The sequence below is a fragment of the Mycobacterium sp. E2238 genome, assembly GCF_001672665.1.
In the GTDB taxonomy this organism is placed as follows: Bacteria; Actinomycetota; Actinomycetes; order Mycobacteriales; family Mycobacteriaceae; genus Mycobacterium.
Map to the genome: position 1 here is coordinate 1 of NZ_LZKF01000019.1, position 16,591 is coordinate 16,591.

Consider the following 16,591-nt stretch of genomic DNA (forward strand, 5'->3'; position numbering starts at 1 on the left):
GCCGAGCTTCCAATTCGCCAGCACCAGGTAGTAGTCGATGTTTTCGGTGGAAAGCCCGCTGACCGACTCGTAGTGCCGCAGCAGTTCGCTGCGGGTGGGCATGCCGGTCATGTCGAGATAGAACCCGTCGGCGCGCGGCTCTTCGCCGTCGTAGCCCAGCAGGCACCACGCCAGGTCCAGCAGCGGGTCGCCGACCGTCGTCATCTCCCAGTCCACGATCGCGGCGAGCCGCGCCGGCTCCCCATGGGCGAACATCACGTTGGCGAATTGGTAATCGCCGTGCATGATGCCCGGTCGGTAATGCGCGGGCCGATTGTTGCGCAGCCACTCCGAGGCCTCGTCGAGGCCCGGTAGGTCGCGCACCTTGTAGGCGTCGAGGAAGGTCAGCCAGCGGTCGACCTGCCGCTCGTGAAATCCGTCCGGGCGTCCGAAGCCGTCCAGACCTTGAGCCCGCCAGTCCACCCGCCCCAGCTTCGCCGCGCCCTCGACGAGCTGAAAGGCCAGCCCGCGCCGGGCGTTCAGGTCGGTGTCGAACGGTGGTTGCCACCCGCCGTCCATAGGGCTCCAGCCGTCGATGGCCTGCATGACGTAGAACGGCATGCCGAGCACGGTGCCGGTGTCGTCGGCGGCGATCAGCGCCGCGTGCGGGACGTCGGTGCCGGACAGGGCACGCACCAGCCGGATCTCGCGCAGCAAGCCGTCGATGCGCGCCGCATCGGCGCGGGGGCCGGGCATCCGCAGCACCATCCGCTCGCCGCCGCGGTCGAGCAGATACAGCGTGTTCTGCGAACCGCCCTTCAGCTGCTCCAGCCGCGGTTCCTCACCGGCGCCCGGCGCACCGTTCGCATCCAGCCAGCGGGCAAGAACCCCCGCGTCAAGCCGGTCCTGATCCATCGTCGTCATCCGCACACCCCGCTCTCTGTGTGGAGAATAGCATTCTCCACGCGGGCCGCTGCCCCTTTCGTTCAGTCCGGCTTGTGCGCGGTGAGCAGAAACCCGGGCGCCATGAAGTGGCCGTCGTCGTCGCGTTCCAGGTGTGCCAACGGACCATCGGAAACCGCGGGCGCGTTGCCGTACACCTTGGCCGGGCGCAGCTCGTCGACCCGCCAGAGCGCCGAGACGGCGTCGCGCAGCTCGGCTTCGGCGAAGCCGCGCGGCCCTTGATCGGCGTCGCCCAGCGCGCCGGCGGCGAAGGCAAGGATGTAGAGCGCCGCCCCGGGGGCGGCCGCCCGGAGGATCGCCTGCAGATAGTCCTGGAGCTTCTCCGGCGGCAGCGCATGGAACAGCCCGCTGTCCATGATCGTGGCGAAGCGGCCGTCATAACCGCGGAAGTTTGTGACGTCCGCCTGCGCGAAAGTCACCGTCGTCAGTCCTTGTTCCGCGGCCGCCATGGCGGCGGCCTCGATCGCGGTGGCGCTGCTGTCCAGGCCCACCACGGTGTGCCCCCGCGCGGCCAGGGCCAGCGACAGCGCCGCATGGCCGCAGCCGGCGTCCAGCACATCGCTTCGGATACTGCCCGCGTCGATCAGCATGGCCAGCTCGGGCTGCGGCCGCCCGATGCTCCATGGCGGCGGCGTCTCCTGCCGGTACGCCACGTCCCAATCCCTGCTCGGCTCGGTCATTCGCCCTCCTCGCGGTCGGCCTCCTGCTGAACCCCATTTTGCGCGGACCGGTCCGCATGCTTTGAATGAACGCGTCGCGCTCAACCACAGACAGGGACACACCCATGCAATTGCTTCTGGTCCGGCACGCCCTGCCGCTGCGCAGCGAACACGGCGAGGGCTCCGACCCGGACCTGTCGGACGAGGGGCTGGCGCAGATCGAGCGACTTCCCAAGGCGCTGGACCGGTTTCCCATCTCCCGGGTGGTGAGCAGCCCCCAGCGGCGCGCCATCCAGACCGCCGAGCCGGTCGCCGCGGCGCGGGAGCTCACGGTCGAGATCGACGACCGATTCGCCGAATATGACCGGGATCTCCCGCTGTACATCCCGGTCGAGCAGATCCGCCAGGAAATGCCCGAGGAGTGGGCGCGCCTGGCCCAGGGGCACCTGCCCAGCGCGGTCGACGAGGACGCGTTTCTGGCCCGGGTGCGCGCGGCGGTCGACGACCTCGTCGCCTCCGTCGATCCCGAGGACACCGTCGCGGTGTTCAGCCACGGCGGGGTGATCAACGTCCTGTTGCACCAGATTCTGGGGACGTCCCGGCTGTTGTCGTTTCCCGTCGACTATGCGTCGGTCACCCGGCTGCTGTTCTCGCGATCCGGTCAGGCGACCGTGGCGGGGGTCAACGGAGTCGAGCACGTGTGGGACCTGCTGCCCCGAAATCAGAGGTGGTAAACAAGTCCGGTGACTTCAGCTGACCAACTCGAGGGCCTCGACCTGGCCTCGCTGGATCGGTACCTGCGTTCACGGGGCATCGGACGCGACGGTGAGCTGCGCGCGGACTTCATTTCCGGTGGCCGTTCCAACCTGACGTTCCGCGTCTATGACGACGCCACCAGCTGGCTGGTCCGGCGCCCGCCGCTGCACGGCCTGACCCCGTCTGCGCACGACATGGCCCGCGAGTACCGGGTCGTCGCCGCGCTGCGGGACACGCCCGTCCCGGTGGCGCGCGCGATCGCGCTGTGCGAGGACGACTCGGTGCTGGGCGCGCCGTTCCAGATCGTCGAATTCGTCGCCGGCCAGGTGGTGCGCCGTCGGGCCCAGCTCGAAGCCTTCAGCCACACCGTCATCGAGGGCTGCGTCGACTCGCTGATCCGGGTCCTCGTCGACCTGCACAACGTCGACCCCGAGGCCGTGGGACTGGCCGATTTCGGCAAGCCCAGCGGTTACCTGGAGCGCCAGGTGCGGCGGTGGGGTTCCCAGTGGGCGTTGGTGCGGCTGCCCGACGACCGCCGCGACGCCGACGTCGAGCGCCTGCATTCCGGTCTGCAAGAGGCCATCCCGCAGCAGAGCCGCACGTCGATCGTGCACGGCGACTACCGGATCGACAACACCATCCTGGACGCCGACGACCCGACGAAAGTGCGCGCCGTGGTCGATTGGGAGCTGTCCACCCTCGGGGACCCGCTCAGCGATGCGGCCCTGATGTGCGTGTACCGCGACCCGGCGCTGGATTTGATCGTCAACGCGCAGGCGGCCTGGACGTCACCGCTGTTGCCGACGGCCGACGAGTTGGCCGACCGGTACTCGCTGGTCGCCGGCCTGCCGCTGGCGCATTGGGAGTTCTACATGGCCCTGGCTTACTTCAAGCTGGCCATCATCGCCGCCGGCATCGACTTCCGCCGGCGGATGTCGGACCAGGCTCGCGGGATGGACTCCGACCACATGCCGGAGGTCGTGGCCCCGCTGATCTCCCGCGGGCTGGCGGAGCTGGCCAAGCTCCCCGGTTAGGCCCTAGCGCGCCGCCGCGTGATGCTTCTTGGCCGCGCGGCGCAGTTGCAGGATTCGCGCGGTACCGACGGCCACCGTGATCAGCCCGCCGACCACCGCCGCCAGCAGGATGGCCACGCCCAGCGGCAGGCGCCAGTGCCAGCCCAAGAACGTAAAGGGCGTCTCCGCCGTGTTCTGGGTGATGAAGATCAGCAGCAGAATCAGAATCAGGAAGCCGCCGATCAGGGACGACCACAGCGCGCCGGCGCGGGTGAACCCGATCGCCGGCTCCTTGGGCGCCGCGCCCGGCTTGGGTGCCGCTGCGGGCTTGGGGGGCGGCTGGCTGGGCGAGGCAGGGGGATGGCTGCTCATAGGGTCATCTTTGTCCCATCCGGCACAGAATGAAACCAAACCGCGCAACCGGCCCGCTGGGTCCCGGCGCGCGGGCGACTCTGAGGTTAGTGTCGGCGGTATGGGGATGCCGTCGCGCGCGCACCGCGCGGTCATCCAAGCGGCCGTGTTGTTCACGGTGATCTCCGTTCTGGTGGCGTGCAGCAGCTCCGACCCGCTGGGCGCCCAGGTCCGCAGCCCCAAATCCATCGTCGTGGGGTCCGGCGACTTTCCGGAATCGCAGATCATCGCCGAGATATATGCACAAGCGTTGCAGGCCAACGGATTCGAGGTGGGCCGACGGATGGGGATCGGCAGCCGGGAGACCTATATCCCGGCGCTGAAAGACCATTCCATCGACCTGGTGCCGGAGTACATCGGCAACCTGCTGCTCTACTTCGCGCCCGAGTCGACGGCGACCATGCTCGACGCCGTCGAATTGGAACTCGACCGCAGGCTGCCCGGCGACCTGGCGGTCCTGACGCCCTCGCCGGCCACCGACACCGACACCGTGACGGTGACGGGCGGGACCGCTGATTCGTGGAAGCTGAAGACGATCGCCGACCTGGCAGCGCATTCGGCGGACGTGCGGTTCGGGGCGCCGTCGGCCTTCGCGAACCGGCCGTCCGGCCTGCCCGGGCTGCGGCAGAAGTACGGACTCGACATCAGGCCGGGCGACTTCGTCGCCATCAACGACGGCGGCGGCGCGGTGACGGTGCGGGCCCTGGTGGAGGGAAGGGTCAACGCCGCAAACGTTTTCACCACGTCCCCCGCGATCCCGCAGAACCATCTGGTGGTGCTCGAGGACCCGGAGCACAACTTCGTGGCCGGCAACATTGTGCCGCTGGTCAATTCGCAGAAGAAGTCGGACCGGCTCAAGCAGGTGCTGGACGCCGTGTCGGCGAAGCTGACCACCGCCGGGGTGGCCGGACTCAACGCCGCGGTTGCGGGAAACTCCGGTGTCGACCCCGACCAGGCCGCCCGGGACTGGCTGCGGGACAACGGTTTCAACCATCCGGTCGGCGCATGATCGTCTTCGACAAAGTCAGCAAGGCCTTCGCCGACGGGACCACCGCGGTGGACCAGTTGAGTCTGGTGATCCCGAACGGGAAGTTGACCGTCTTCGTCGGCTCGTCGGGAAGCGGCAAGACCACGGCCCTGCGCATGGTCAACCGCATGATCGAGCCCACGTCCGGCACCATCACCATCGACGGCGTGGACGTGTCCACCCTGGACCCGGTGCGGCTGCGCCTCGGGATCGGCTACGTCATCCAGCACGCCGGCCTGATGCCGCACCTGCGGGTAATCGACAACGTCGCAACGGTTCCGGTGCTCAAGGGGCAGTCCCGCCGGACGGCTCGTGCCGCCGCCTACGAGGTGCTCGAACGTGTCGGGCTGGACGCCAAGCTGGCCACCCGCTACCCCGCGCAGCTGTCCGGCGGTGAGCAACAACGCGTCGGTGTGGCGCGTGCGCTGGCGGCCGACCCGCCCGTCTTGTTGATGGACGAGCCGTTCTCGGCCGTCGACCCGGTGGTTCGGCTTGACCTGCAGAACGAAATCCTGCGTCTGCAGAGCGAATTGCACAAGACCATCGTCTTCGTCACCCACGACATCGACGAGGCGCTCAAACTCGCGGACAAAGTCGCGGTCTTCAGGGCCGGCACGTTGCAGCAGTACGACGAACCCGCACGGCTGCTGTCACGCCCTGCCAATGATTTCGTCTCGAGGTTCATCGGTCTCGGCCGCGGCTATCGATGGTTGCAACTCATCGACGCGGCCGGCTTGCCGGTGCATGACGTGCAACGCATCAGGGCGTACGACCTCGCCGACACCGGCCCGGCGGACGGCTGGGCGGTGGTGGTGGACGGCGATGGCGCTCCGCTGGGCTGGATCGATTCCGAAGGCCTGCGCCGGCATCGTGCGGGAATGCCGTTGTCGGACAGCATGAGTGGCCTCGGCTCGTTGTTTCGTCCGCGCGGGAACCTCAGCCAGGCGCTGGATGCGGCGCTGTCGTCGCCGTCGGGTGTGGGCCTCGCCGTCGACGAAGGCGGAAAAGTCGTCGGCGGTGTGCTGGCCGACGACGTGCTCGCCGCGGTGGAAACCCGAAGAAAGACCTGACCGGGGAACCGACATGCACTACCTGCTCACCCACCTCGACGACGCCTGGGCGCTGACCATCGTCCATCTGCGGTTGTCGTTGGTGCCGGTGCTGATCGGCTTGGCCCTCGCGATCCCGCTGGGCGCTGCGGTGCAACGCGCACCGGTTGCCCGCCGGCTGACGACGGCGACCGCGAGTGTCGTGTTCACCATTCCGTCGCTGGCGCTGTTCGTGGTCTTGCCGATGGTCATCGGGACCCGCATCCTCGACGAGGCCAACGTCATGGTCGCGCTTACGGCCTACACCGCGGCGCTGCTGGTGCGGGCGGTGCTCGAGGCACTGGACGCGGTGCCGGCCCAGGTGCGCGACGCCGCCACCGCCGTCGGCTACTCGCCGATCGCCCGCATGCTGAAAGTCGAATTGCCGCTGGCCATTCCGGTCCTGGTCGCCGGGTTGCGGGTGGTGGTTGTCACCAACATCGCGATGGTCTCGGTGGGGTCGGTGATCGGCATCGGCGGCCTGGGCACCTGGTTCACCGAGGGATACCAGACGAACAAGAGCGATCAGATCCTTGCCGGCATCATCGCGCTCTTCGTGCTGGCTGTCGTCATCGACGCGTTGATCGTGGTGGCCGGCCGCCTGGCCACGCCGTGGGAGCACGCCGGGCGTTCACCACGCCGGCGGTCGGTGGTGGCCCCGATAGTGGGTGGCGCGCGATGAACTTCGTCCAGGGGGCCATCTCCTACCTATTGACCGCCGACAACTGGACCGGCCCGGTCGGGCTCGCGGCGCGAGTCCTGGAGCATCTCGAGTACACGGCGGTCGCGGTGGGCGCCTCGGCGCTGATCGCGGTTCCGGCCGGGCTCATCATCGGGCATACCGGCCGCGGCACGGTGCTGGTGGTCGGCACGGTCAACGGGTTGCGCGCCCTGCCGACGCTGGGTGTGCTGTTGCTCGGGACGTTGCTGTTCGGGTTGGGGATGGGGCCGCCGCTGGTCGCCCTGATGCTGCTGGGCGTCCCGGCCCTGCTGGCCGGCACGTACGCGGGAATCGCCAACGTGGAGCCGACCGTGGTCGACGCGGCCAGGGCGATGGGCATGACGGAGGCGCAGGTACTGTGGGTGGAGGCGCGCAACGCGCTGCCGTTGATCCTCGGTGGGCTGCGCAGCGCGACGCTTCAGGTGGTCGCCACCGCCACGGTGGCGGCCTATGCCAGCCTCGGCGGGCTGGGCCGATACCTGATCGACGGAATCAAGGAACGCGAGTTCCACCTTGCCCTGGTCGGTGCCTTGATGGTGGCCGCGCTGGCGCTGGCGCTGGACGGGCTGCTCGCGTTGGTGGTGTGGGCGTCGGTGCCGGGCACCGGACGACTTCGCCACACTTACCCGACAGGCCTGCCGCGGTTCGCCCGCACGTCTTACGGTAGGTGAGTGAACGCAGACCCCTCTGATGGCCCTCGGCGCGTGTGGCAGGCAATGTTGACCTGGCGTGCCCAGGACGTCTCCCGGATGGAATCGGTACGAATCCAGGTGTCCGGCAAGAGGATCAAGGCGAACGGCCGTATCGTCGCCGCCGCCACCGCCACCAACCCCGCGTTCGGCGCGTACTACGACCTGCAGACCGACGAGACCGGCGCCACCAAGCGGCTGGGAATGACGGTCACCCTCGCCGAACGGGAACGCGTGCTGTCCATCGCCCGGGACGAAGAGAACATGTGGCTGGTCACCGACCACCAGGGCGAGCGGCGAGCCGGGTACAACGGCGCGCTTGACTGCGATGTGGTCTTCAGCCCGTTCTTCAACGCGTTGCCCATCCGGCGGCTCGGCCTGCACGAGCGGGCGGACTCGGTCACCTTGCCGGTCGTCTACGTCAACCTGCCCGACATGGCGATCACCGCGGACCTCGTGAGTTACACCAGCACGGGCGGCCACGACGGGATCAAGCTGCACTCCCCGGTCGCCGACACCGTCGTGAGCGTGGACGACGAGGGCTTCATCGTCGACTATCCAGGCTTGGCAGAGCGGATCTGATCACGCCGCCCGCCCGGCCCGCGGCGGCCAATTCCTCGCGCCAGTTCTCGTCGCCGATGATGACGTGGAAGATGTCGGAACGCGGAAAGCTGTCGTAACGCGTGCGGGCGGCGTGGCCGGCCTCGACGAGTTCGGCCACCGAATCGTTCGCGACCAGCGACTCGCGGGCCCGGCTGAGCAACTGGATCACCCGGTCGACCGTCGGCACCAGCTGGTCGGAGTTGCCCTCACACATCGCCCGCACCAGGTCGGGGGCGGTGCCGGCCACCCGCGTCCCATCGCGGAACGACCCGGCGGCCAGCGCGAACGCCAGCGGCACGTCCCCGGCGATGACCGCCAGCGCCTCGGCGAGCAGGTGCGGCAGGTGCGAGATCGCGGCCGCCGCCGCGTCGTGGTCGTCGGACTTGGCCGGGACCAATACCGCACCGCAGTCCAGGGCCAGCGTCATGACCATCGACCACACCACCGGGTCGACGTGGTCGTCCACGCTGATCACCCACGGCGCCCGGGTGAACAGGCCCGGGTGGCCGGCGGCCCAGCCCGAATGGGCGGTGCCCGCCATCGGGTGGCCGCCGACAAATTTTTCCTGGAGGCCGGCCGCGACAACCTCGTCGAGCACCGCCCGTTTGACGCTGGTGACGTCGGTCAACGGGCAGGTCGGGGCCAGTTCGGCGATGTGGGCGAGCATGCCGGCCAGCGCCGGCATGGGCACGGCCAGAACGATCAATGCGCCGGCGTCGGCGGCGCGGGTGAGCGTCGCCGTCAGGTCGGTGGTCGCGTCGAAGCCGTCGGCGGCGGCTCCATGCGCGCCTTCGACCGACCGGTTGTAGCCGAACACTTCCCGGCCCGCTGCCGTCGCGGCCCGCATTATCGACCCCCCGATCAGCCCCAGCCCGAGCACGCACACCGGTGGTTGAGAAACAGGGCTAGCCACAGACCTAAGGTTGGCACAATCCGGCGTCGGCGGTGCGTCAAGATGTCGCCGCGGTTCGCTCCATCTGGTCAGGGGGCCTGGTCTGCGACTACCGTAAGCGGCCATGGGAGCACAACGGGCCCCAGCCCAAGGCCTGTCCGCGGATACGCCGGACGGTTTCGGCGTAGCGGTCGTGCGTGAAGAAGGCCAGTGGCGGTGTTCCCCAATGGCCCGCAAATCGCTGATGAGCCTCAAGGCCGCCGAGACGGAGCTGCGGGAATTGCGCAGCGCGGGCGCCGTGTTCGGGCTGCTCGACGTCGATGACGAGTTCTTCGTGATCGTGCGCCCCGCGCCGTCAGGTACCCGGCTGCTGCTCTCCGACGCCACCGCCGCCCTGGACTACGACATCGCCGCCGAAGTGCTGGACAAGCTGGACGCCGACATCGACCCCGAGGACCTGGAGGATTCCGACCCGTTCGAGGAGGGCGACCTGGGATTGCTCTCCGACATCGGGCTGCCCGAGGCGGTGCTGGGCGTCATTCTCGACGAGGCCGACCTGTACGCGGACGAGCAGCTCGGCCGCATCGCCCGGGAGATGGGCTTCGCCGACCAGCTTTCGGCCGTGATCGACCGCATCGGTCGGTGATCGCTGACGAAGAGCTGATCCGCGCCGCCTTGTCTGTCGCCGCGACGGCGGGTCCGCGCGACGTGCCCATCGGTGCGGTGGTCGTCGGGCCCGACGGAACCGAGCTGGCCCGCGCGGTCAACGCCCGGGAAGCCTTGGGTGATCCGACCGCGCATGCCGAGATCCTGGCGCTGCGGGCCGCGGCGGGCGCGCTCGGCGACGGCTGGCGGCTGGAGGGTGCCACGCTGGCGGTCACCGTCGAACCGTGCACGATGTGTGCCGGTGCGCTGGTCCTGGCGCGCGTGGGCCGTCTGGTGTTCGGGGCGTGGGAACCCAAGACCGGGGCGGTCGGATCGCTGTGGGACGTGGTCCGCGACCGGCGGCTCAACCATCGCCCGGAAGTGCGGGGCGGGGTGCTCGCCGACGAGTGTGCCGCGCCGCTGGAGGAGTTCTTCGCCCGCCAGCGATTGGGGTGAGGGGCCAACCGTTCGGTAAGCTGCTCGGCGGTGGCGTGTCCGAGCGGCCTAAGGAGCACGCCTCGAAAGCGTGTGACGGCTAAAACCGTCCGAGGGTTCAAATCCCTCCGCCACCGCCAACGGCGTTCTCCGCACGGGAGACCGCCTCACGCCTTGACGAAGCAGTACATCCGGTATTCCGTCGGTCCCCCACTTCGGAAGCCCTGGTACGTGTTCCACACGAATCGGTAGCCGCGGGTTACGGCAAAGCTGCGCGCGAACGCGGGCACAAGTGCATTGACCGCCGCCATCCACCACTGTGAATTGTTCTCCATCCCGCGCATGACCTCTGCATTGATAACTCGTTGCGAGAGGACCCGCAGCGGCACGTCGGCTAATTGCGCCTCCCACGCGGCAAGACCCTCGGTGAGACGGAAATCGGCGTAGAGGAAATGACCGCCCGGGCGCAGCACACGCACAACCTCGCAGAGGAAGCGGGGAAACTGCGCGTAAAGGTGCGACGATTCAATATTGATCACGGCGTCGAACGATTCGTCCGGGAAAGACAGGTTCTCCGCGTCGCCTTCCATGAACTTCAGGCCGGCCACCTGGTGTCTCTCCCGGCAAAAGGCGATACCGGCCGAGTTCAAGTCCAGTGCGGTGTATGAGGCCGGGTGCAGGGTTCGGGTGAGGTATGAGCTCCCACCGCCGTGGCCGCAACCGACCTCGAGTACGTGCTTACCGCTGAGGTCTACTTGCGTCGCCGTGCGGTGATAAAGCTGGATGAAATACCGGTTCGGCTCGTCGGACGGCGAAAGCGGAATGCCCATCGGTGGGTCTTCTTCGTAGCCATAGTTGAGGAATAACACGTCTCTGGCGGACAGCTTGCGGGTTATGTAGTGGTAGAAGAACTTCTGATAGAAATACTCGTGGATATATTGCGCATACTTCACATTGACTTTGTCCAGGAGTATGCGACGAAAGCCGCGCTGTTGACCCTGCAGCGCCATCGGCGGAGCATAGCAATTGCCGGCGTGGTTTTGATCAAATTCGACGCAGTCGACCCGGGCCGGGTTGTCCGCGTAGTCGGCGACCGTCCTCCGTTGTGAGTGCACCGTTATCCTCGTGATTCTCGGCCATGCCGGGCCGAAAATCGATAGCATTGCCTCACGGAGAACTGTAAGGCGCGCGGCAAGAGGCCACATGACGAAGAAAGTCGAAATCGTCGCCATCCTCGCGTCTTGCTGTGTCCTCTTCGGGATTCCGGTTTCCGGTGCCGAATTCGCCGCGCGTGCAGACGATTCGGGCACGGCGCTGTACAGCGGTGTCAATGGGCTTCGTCAGCCATGCGGGCCACTGCGAGACGACCCGCGGTTGAGGCTGGCGGCGCAGCGGCACGCCGACGACATGCTGCGCACCGGTTTGAGCGGCCATATCGGCTCCGACGGCTCTTCGCCGCGGATGCGCATCGCAGAAGCCGGCTACACCGGAACGCCTGCCACGGGTGAGATCGTGTTTTGGGGAACTGGATCTGCCGCTAATCCCGGCCAGGCCCTCGACTCATGGATGCAAAGCCCTCCGCATCGAGGGATCATCGGAAACTGCGCTTTCACCGCGGGTGGTTTCGCCACCGCCTGGGACGGCACCAAAATGACCGCCGTGGGGGACTTCGCGGCCGCCTAACTCCCTTGGCATGCAAGCTCTTTCGGTGGTCAACGCCACGGCCGAGACCGGTGACGTAGAGTCGCCCCGTGGCGCCGGTTGGTCGGGGTTTCGTTCGTGCCCTCGCAGGGGTTGCCGTTGTAGCGGGGCTCGTGATGACTGACGGCGCGTGCACAACCCACAAGCATGGATCGACGTCGAGTCCCGCGACGCTCACGGCCGCGCCGACCGAGAGCGGGGATTGCGCGCCCGATCGGTTGCCACGCTGTATACCCGGGCTGGCCGACGTCGACAACCTCTTCAACGGCGTCAGCGTTTATGAGCCTATTCCAGACTTCGGCGCCGGGCCACCCTTTTCGGGTCAAACGGCCGCTCCCGAAGACTGCCAACGTCTGCCCCGGTTCGGGGCAACGGATAAACCGGAACTGGATGTGGAGTACACCCCCGCCAGCGGGGCGCCCGCTAACAATCGATTCACCCGCGGCGAACCCGTCCGGGTCCGGTTCACCGTCGCGAGCGACGGCGGCGACCTCACGAGCGCTATGGCCGCATGGTCTCGCCGGTGTCCTGGGTGGGCGATTGCCCACTCCATGGACAGCGACGGCATTCAAGGTTGGCTGGTCGGTGAATCCAGCGAAAAGCTGATGCAGTATCAGTCAGGCGACACTGGCGGGCAATGGTTCTCGGTCGTCAACATGGCGGCGAAGGTGCTTCCCAACAGGGTGGCCGTGCAGGCCTGGTATCGCACACCCGATCCGTCGTCGGCTTCGCGTAACCAAGTTCTGTCCCAATTGATCGGCGCTGCAGGACGCTCGCTGACACGTTCGGCGCTGCCGCCGATGCTCGCCGACTGGAGCCAGGCTCAGATCTCTTCGCTGCTTCCGGCGCTCTCGGTGAACACCAGCATCGAGACCGCCTCCGGTGACAAAAACACCCTAGCCGGCGAGCCCGGTAGCGCGTCGTGGTCTCTTTGCCCATCCGCTGGCCAGGTCCCCGCACCGCGCTACGAACCCCTGGCGGTTTGGCAGGACTTCGACCAGTCGAAGTCGGGCCGGCCCGGGAAGCCACCAATGCCCAAAGTGATGATCGGCCGGGCGCATGTTGGCGACGATTTCCTGGCCGACCTCCGGCGCGAAATCGGTACTTGCACCAAGCATTTGGCAGATAAGCCGGCGGTATGCGGGGACCGAGAGAATCGCCAGTTCCTCCAGACGGATTCGGCTGTCGCCGAGGGCGAGGACACGGTGCGAATCACGCACCGGTGGATGCGCGAGGTTGATGTCCGCGGTCACACCGTGTGCGGTGAAGGCGTCGAGGCGTTGCGAGTCAGCCAGGTGCGGGGACTGATCGTCATCAGCAGCGCAAGCGACGGCGGGTGGTTGTTCAAGGGCGACACGCCGCCCCTGCCGCTGAGTACTCTCGACGAGCTTCTCGCCGAGACGGTACGCCGGATCAAGACCGCATGAAGGATCGTTCACACATGTGGCAGCCATGCAGAACCATGGGGTGACAGCACAAATCCACGGCCTTGCGGGTCTTTACAGGCGGTCACGCCTGAGTCATCGACGCCGCAGATCACACCGTCCACCGTGATGGAATGCTTCGGGGGCAACGTTTTTAGAGAACGCCCGTACACCTGCCCGTTCGGGGCGATGGGATTGCCGGATTGTGTTAAGCCGGAGGCGGTGCCGATCACATTCACCGTGCCGGGCCCAGCTGCCGGCGGGACAGCGGGAAAGTTATTGCCGGTGCACTGGGCCTGACCGGAAAAGAAATCACAAGTGATGCCGTCTGGTGTAAGGAAGTACACCGTATTCAGCGGAGTGCGCCCGGTGTTAGGAAGTCCAATCGTGTAGTCTGCCACATTCACTGGCGTGTAGCTCTTGATGTCCGGGAACACGGGTGCGTCGGCGCGCGCACTGCAGCTCACGACGACCGCGCTGACGATTCCGGCGGTGATCGTAAGAGTCTTGCTAGTCATTCTGGTCCTATCATTGAACGGTTACCGGTTTGCATCAACGTGGAATTCTCGAGTGTTGTACGGAGTATTGTTGTTCGTATCCCACTGACTTACCAGAAGATTCAGATTGCTAAGTGTGGACTGGGGCAGTATGAAGCCGCCGTAATTCTGTGGCAAGAAGTTTGGTGCGTGTGGATCGCTCTGCTGTACAACAACTGTCGGTCCAACAGCCATTACCTTCGTGGGGTCATCTGCGACCCGGACTTCAACGTTTCCAGTGCCCTGGTTGAATGCCGAAAGTACGGGCTTGCCGTCGACTTCCCTGAAACTGAGTTCTCCGAAGGGAGTCTGGCTGACTGGCACCGTCGCAGGGTCTCCCGCGTTACCCCAACCACTGCCGTTCCACGGTTGCCACTTACTGCGGTCGGTGACTTGGTCGGGATCGACACGGTACATGGTGACGCCTTGGCTGCGGTCGAATGAGTCTGCGGCGATGTACACCTTGCCGTCTTTAGCCTGAAACCCGCTGATCTGGGTGGGTTGGCTCCCAGGGGCTGTGCCCGGATGGGTGCCCGGGGGAATCGGGTCGTTCGGATGGGGCAGATTAGGCGTCCAAGGACGCCAAGACTTGTCAATCGGTTTCCAACCTTGTCCCGGGTCGCCGGTGACTTTGACGAGCCATGTTCCTCCCGTGGGGTTCAGGTTGTCGGTGCCCGCCACCATCATGTACGTGGTGCCGTCGCTCATCCGGATGCTCCCGGCAGGCAGAGTATTGGTTTTCCCTGCTTCAGGCGGCGGGGGGAACAGGACATTGTTGCTCTTGTCGTCCCCCGTCAGCGGCGCGCCGAAGTGTGGACGCCCCTGCGCATCGAAGGTGACTGGCACAGCAACAGACGGATAGTGCTTGCCGTCGTAGGCCTTATCACCCGTGAAGGAATCTCCGAAGATGGCAAAGAATTTCGTGGGTTGCCCGTTCTCTCCGGGCACCTCAACGATCTCACCAAGATCCGCCGCCCCGATGCCCGGAATGCCAGGAACGGCTCCGGTCCCGGCGATCGGGCCGAGATCTCTCACCTCACCCCGTAACGGCTGTTCCAACGTGTCGTCGACGTTCGCGGGTGGGTCGTAGCCCTCGGTGTGCAACGAGCCAAGTGCTTTGTGCAGCGTGTCGGAGTAGGCGTTGCGGATCGAATGCATCTGCTTCACCGCGTCACGGACGTCATCCACGGCGTCGGCGTGGGCTGCGTCCATGATCATGTGCAGCTTTGCTACCTCCTTCGGCGGAAGGCTCGGATCCCGCAGATCCGCTTGCGCGGCACCATAAAGCTTGTCGAGAAACTGCAGCTGACGGTCCAAGTTGGCGATCTCGGCGGCACCCTGCTTCTGCGCGTCGGCCAGCGCGGCCGCGATGTTCTCCAAGTCGGCCCCGATCTTTGGCAGCTGCTCCGATTGCGCGCCAAGGGATTTCGTCAATCGCTGAACTTCGGCGGAGTCGTTGATCGGGTTGTCGCCGTTCTGATGGTTCCACGACTCGCCGAAGCGCTTCTGGGCTATCTGGAAGGCATGGTCGGCTTCGGCGGTGTGCCGGCCCGCGGCGTAAAACGCCTCGGCCAGGCGTGAGATTTGAAATGGGCGACCCGCCTGCACGGTCTGGTTGATCGCCCACGGGTCGCCCCCGCCCGAGGCGATCAGCTCTGGTTCGCTCAGATGATTCAGAGTCACCGCCGCCCCCTTCTGCGGCTCAACCCTACTACCGCAAAAAGGGCGGTCAACGGCAAATTCGCCTAACCCAACGGCTCAGGCTTGGCTGCCGGCCAGCTTCCGGGTCGTCAGCGCTTCGGTGTCCTGGAAGGGCCGGCCGTCGGGCCGGAGGAGGTCGTGGAACCACACTTTGGGGATCGCGGTGTACGGGTGGTCCCACGAATCCCAGGGAAAGTAGGTCTGGGTCTTTCCGGCGACCAGACCCCAGTTGATGGCACCGACGTTGTGGCGCTTGGCCACCGGGAGGATTCCCTCCACGGTGCTGCCGCGGGGCCGCGCCATGTACTCCGTGCACAGGATCGGCCTCCCCAGTGGCGCGAGCTCGCCGATCCGGGACTCGAAGCCCGCGGGCTCGGCGTAGGAATGGAACGTGATGACGTCGGCGTTTGCGAGCTGGATGTCGCTGATTGCGCTGCGGCCCTGGGGTTGTCCCCAGTCGCCGCGCCACACGCCGCTCGTGAGCGGCTGGCTGGGGTCAACCGCGCGCGCCCAGCGGAACACCTGGGGAAGCAGGTTGGCGACCAGCTGATCCTTGTCGCTGCGCTCGGCGCTCTTGTACTGCCGCGCGGGGTTGTCCGGCTCGTTCCACAAGTCCCAGCCCAGAATCCGGTCGTCGCTGCGGAATTGGGTCAACACCGCGGTGACGTAATCGCGCATTACGCCGGCGTAGCGGGGGTCGCCGAGCCGTTCGGCGCCCGGGCTCTGCACCCAGCCGGAGTTGTGCACGCCCGGCCTCGGCGCGCGTTGTCGACCCGCCCTGGGCGCCGGGTCCCAACACGAGTCGAAGAAGACGAACAGCGGTTTGATGCGATGGCGCGCGGCGATGTCGACAAACTGCGCAAGGCGCGTCTGGAAGCCGCGTTGGTCCTGCGCCCACAGCTGATCGTGGAGGAACACCCGGGCGGTGTTGTGCCCGTAGAACCTGGCCCAGCCGAGCTCGGTGTCGATGCGCCGCGGGTCATACGTGTCGGCCTGAAACATCTCGAGCTGATTGATGGCGTTGGAGGTGATGTAATTCGATCCGACGAGGAAGCCTTGCGCCTGATACCAGCGGTTGGCGCGGTCGGCGGGCCACCGGCCCGGTTCCTCTGCGGAGGCGCGTGGCGCTCGCGCCAGCGCGGTGCCTGCTGCCAGCAGAAGTGGCAGCTTGAGGGCCATTCTTCGTTGCACGATGTGACGATAAATTTTCCCGGCGATTTCCCCGGGATTTGCTCAGCGCGTCGCGCCAGGTTGACGTGGGAATTGTTATCGGTTCGTCACTAGCGCCCGCACGCACGCCGCCCCCACACGTACAGGAGCCGGACAAATTTGCCCCGGCGGAGACGGC

At 66.6% G+C, this 16,591-nt stretch carries 17 protein-coding genes, 1 tRNA gene and 2 pseudogenes; 12 read left to right on the top strand and 8 right to left on the bottom strand.

Annotation, left to right across the window (positions count from 1 at the left end):
* Together A5711_RS01265 and A5711_RS01270 are read right to left on the bottom strand one after the other, a co-directional pair.
* Positions 1–903, bottom strand: a 903-nt coding sequence (locus A5711_RS01265; RefSeq protein ID WP_067943299.1) for a phosphotransferase family protein, incomplete at its 3' end; no start/stop codon positions are given.
* Between the two features lie 62 nt (positions 904–965).
* Entirely contained in the window at positions 966–1,622 is a 657-nt protein-coding gene (locus A5711_RS01270; RefSeq protein ID WP_067943301.1) for a class I SAM-dependent methyltransferase, read from the bottom strand.
* A gap of 104 nt (positions 1,623–1,726) precedes the next feature.
* Between A5711_RS01270 and A5711_RS01275 the strand changes: the two genes are divergently transcribed.
* Entirely contained in the window at positions 1,727–2,335 is a 609-nt protein-coding gene (locus tag A5711_RS01275; RefSeq protein WP_067943302.1) for a histidine phosphatase family protein, read from the top strand.
* 9 nt (positions 2,336–2,344) lie between these two features.
* Positions 2,345–3,391: a phosphotransferase family protein gene (locus A5711_RS01280; RefSeq protein WP_067943304.1), complete on the top strand. Its 1,047-nt coding sequence runs from the start codon at positions 2,345–2,347 to the stop codon at positions 3,389–3,391.
* 3 nt (positions 3,392–3,394) lie between these two features.
* On the opposite strand, the gene A5711_RS01285 is transcribed toward A5711_RS01280, so the two are convergent.
* Positions 3,395–3,742 carry a lipopolysaccharide assembly LapA domain-containing protein gene (locus A5711_RS01285; protein ID WP_067943306.1) on the bottom strand — a complete coding sequence of 116 codons (348 nt, stop codon included), beginning with the start codon at positions 3,740–3,742 and terminating at the stop codon, positions 3,395–3,397.
* 100 nt (positions 3,743–3,842) lie between these two features.
* Between A5711_RS01285 and A5711_RS01290 the strand changes: the two genes are divergently transcribed.
* From A5711_RS01290 to A5711_RS01310, 5 genes and pseudogenes are all read left to right on the top strand, one after another.
* Positions 3,843–4,790, top strand: coding sequence for an ABC transporter substrate-binding protein (locus A5711_RS01290; protein WP_067943308.1), 948 nt, complete (start codon positions 3,843–3,845; stop codon positions 4,788–4,790).
* Positions 4,787–5,934 (top strand): annotated as a pseudogene (locus tag A5711_RS01295) (ABC transporter ATP-binding protein). Before A5711_RS01290 ends, A5711_RS01295 begins: the two are co-directional and overlap by 4 nt.
* The gene (locus A5711_RS01300) at positions 5,892–6,578 is read left to right on the top strand and encodes an ABC transporter permease (protein ID WP_067943312.1); all 687 of its coding nucleotides are present in this window, start codon (positions 5,892–5,894) and stop codon (positions 6,576–6,578) included. The pseudogene A5711_RS01295 and the gene A5711_RS01300 overlap by 43 nt, the downstream one beginning before the upstream one ends.
* A pseudogene (locus A5711_RS01305) lies at positions 6,575–7,284 on the top strand (ABC transporter permease). The gene A5711_RS01300 and the pseudogene A5711_RS01305 overlap by 4 nt, the downstream one beginning before the upstream one ends.
* A gap of 4 nt (positions 7,285–7,288) precedes the next feature.
* On the top strand, positions 7,289–7,888 hold the full coding sequence (locus tag A5711_RS01310; RefSeq protein ID WP_156673061.1) for a putative glycolipid-binding domain-containing protein: 600 nt from the start codon (positions 7,289–7,291) through the stop codon (positions 7,886–7,888).
* Here the strand turns inward: A5711_RS01310 and A5711_RS01315 are convergent.
* Positions 7,851–8,795: a prephenate dehydrogenase gene (locus tag A5711_RS01315; protein ID WP_197520123.1), complete on the bottom strand. Its 945-nt coding sequence runs from the start codon at positions 8,793–8,795 to the stop codon at positions 7,851–7,853. The genes A5711_RS01310 and A5711_RS01315 overlap by 38 nt on opposite strands.
* A 130-nt stretch (positions 8,796–8,925) precedes the next feature.
* On the opposite strand from A5711_RS01315, the gene A5711_RS01320 reads away from it, so the two are divergent.
* From A5711_RS01320 to A5711_RS01330, 3 genes are all read left to right on the top strand, one after another.
* Positions 8,926–9,447, top strand: coding sequence for a tRNA adenosine deaminase-associated protein (locus A5711_RS01320; RefSeq protein WP_067748783.1), 522 nt, complete (start codon positions 8,926–8,928; stop codon positions 9,445–9,447).
* On the top strand, positions 9,444–9,902 hold the full coding sequence (locus tag A5711_RS01325; RefSeq protein WP_067943321.1) for a nucleoside deaminase: 459 nt from the start codon (positions 9,444–9,446) through the stop codon (positions 9,900–9,902). The genes A5711_RS01320 and A5711_RS01325 overlap by 4 nt, the downstream gene beginning before the upstream one ends.
* Before the next feature lie 29 nt (positions 9,903–9,931).
* Positions 9,932–10,021: transfer RNA gene (locus tag A5711_RS01330), tRNA-Ser, on the top strand.
* Between the two features lie 27 nt (positions 10,022–10,048).
* Here the strand turns inward: A5711_RS01330 and mtf2 are convergent.
* Positions 10,049–10,891 carry a fatty-acid O-methyltransferase Mtf2 gene (mtf2, locus tag A5711_RS01335; protein WP_156744709.1) on the bottom strand — a complete coding sequence of 281 codons (843 nt, stop codon included), beginning with the start codon at positions 10,889–10,891 and terminating at the stop codon, positions 10,049–10,051.
* A gap of 193 nt (positions 10,892–11,084) precedes the next feature.
* Between mtf2 and A5711_RS01340 the strand changes: the two genes are divergently transcribed.
* Together A5711_RS01340 and A5711_RS01345 are read left to right on the top strand one after the other, a co-directional pair.
* Positions 11,085–11,564: a CAP domain-containing protein gene (locus A5711_RS01340; protein ID WP_197520723.1), complete on the top strand. Its 480-nt coding sequence runs from the start codon at positions 11,085–11,087 to the stop codon at positions 11,562–11,564.
* A gap of 134 nt (positions 11,565–11,698) precedes the next feature.
* Positions 11,699–13,009 carry a hypothetical protein gene (locus A5711_RS01345; protein ID WP_231987400.1) on the top strand — a complete coding sequence of 437 codons (1,311 nt, stop codon included), beginning with the start codon at positions 11,699–11,701 and terminating at the stop codon, positions 13,007–13,009.
* A gap of 8 nt (positions 13,010–13,017) precedes the next feature.
* On the opposite strand, the gene A5711_RS25905 is transcribed toward A5711_RS01345, so the two are convergent.
* The 3 genes from A5711_RS25905 to A5711_RS01355 all read right to left on the bottom strand — a co-directional run bounded on the left by A5711_RS25905 (position 13,018) and on the right by A5711_RS01355 (position 16,434).
* Entirely contained in the window at positions 13,018–13,524 is a 507-nt protein-coding gene (locus tag A5711_RS25905; protein WP_082953198.1) for a hypothetical protein, read from the bottom strand.
* A gap of 21 nt (positions 13,525–13,545) precedes the next feature.
* Entirely contained in the window at positions 13,546–15,225 is a 1,680-nt protein-coding gene (locus tag A5711_RS01350; protein ID WP_067943326.1) for a DUF4185 domain-containing protein, read from the bottom strand.
* 75 nt (positions 15,226–15,300) lie between these two features.
* Positions 15,301–16,434, bottom strand: coding sequence for a 1,4-beta-xylanase (locus tag A5711_RS01355; protein ID WP_067943328.1), 1,134 nt, complete (start codon positions 16,432–16,434; stop codon positions 15,301–15,303).
* Positions 16,435–16,591 lie beyond the last annotated feature (157 nt).

Coding starts and splice junctions, on each gene's coding strand:
- A5711_RS01275 (WP_067943302.1), top strand. CDS start 1,727: ATGCAATTGCTTCTGGTCCGGCACGCCCTGCCGCTGCGCAGCGAACAC.
- A5711_RS01300 (WP_067943312.1), top strand. CDS start 5,892: ATGCACTACCTGCTCACCCACCTCGACGACGCCTGGGCGCTGACCATC.
- mtf2 (WP_156744709.1), bottom strand. CDS start 10,891: ATGGCGCTGCAGGGTCAACAGCGCGGCTTTCGTCGCATACTCCTGGAC.
- A5711_RS01285 (WP_067943306.1), bottom strand. CDS start 3,742: ATGAGCAGCCATCCCCCTGCCTCGCCCAGCCAGCCGCCCCCCAAGCCC.
- A5711_RS01270 (WP_067943301.1), bottom strand. CDS start 1,622: ATGACCGAGCCGAGCAGGGATTGGGACGTGGCGTACCGGCAGGAGACG.
- A5711_RS01345 (WP_231987400.1), top strand. CDS start 11,699: ATGACTGACGGCGCGTGCACAACCCACAAGCATGGATCGACGTCGAGT.
- A5711_RS01320 (WP_067748783.1), top strand. CDS start 8,926: ATGGGAGCACAACGGGCCCCAGCCCAAGGCCTGTCCGCGGATACGCCG.
- A5711_RS01290 (WP_067943308.1), top strand. CDS start 3,843: ATGGGGATGCCGTCGCGCGCGCACCGCGCGGTCATCCAAGCGGCCGTG.
- A5711_RS01340 (WP_197520723.1), top strand. CDS start 11,085: ATGACGAAGAAAGTCGAAATCGTCGCCATCCTCGCGTCTTGCTGTGTC.
- A5711_RS25905 (WP_082953198.1), bottom strand. CDS start 13,524: ATGACTAGCAAGACTCTTACGATCACCGCCGGAATCGTCAGCGCGGTC.